Annotated in this window: 1 protein-coding gene; it reads right to left on the minus strand. The window is 64.8% G+C overall.

Annotated elements, in window-relative coordinates; translation table 11 throughout:
• The coding region (locus KHA85_RS20495) for a GltB/FmdC/FwdC-like GXGXG domain-containing protein (protein ID WP_213186707.1) at nt 1-403 on the minus strand (403 nt) is incomplete at both ends.

Genomic DNA, 403 nt, shown 5'->3' on the forward strand with positions numbered 1-403 from the left:
TGCCGACATAGTCGTTGGCGTCGCCGGTCAGGGTCAGCTCGACGCCGCCGGCGTTCCAGACGCCGAAGCTCTGCCCGGCGGTGCCGGAGAAGTGCGCCTTGATCGGATCGGCCGCCATGCCCTGATCGCCGTGCACGTCGGCGATTGCGCCGGACAGCATGGCGCCCACGGAGCGGTCGGTGTTGCGAATGTCGAAGTAGAAGGTTTTACCCTGCTTCGCTTCGATATGCGGCTGCGCCTGCGCCAGCAGCTCTTTGTTCAGCAGGCCCTTGTCGAACGCCGGGTTGCTGCTTTCGGTGCAGTACACCGCTTTGCCCGGATGCGGCGTGGCGGTTTTCAGCAGCGGCGACAGATCCAGCTTGTTCTGCTTGGCGGAGATGCCGTCCAGCTCGGTCAGGAACTC

The organism is Dietzia massiliensis, assembly GCF_018390595.1.
GTDB lineage: Bacteria > Actinomycetota > Actinomycetes > Mycobacteriales > Mycobacteriaceae > Dietzia > Dietzia massiliensis.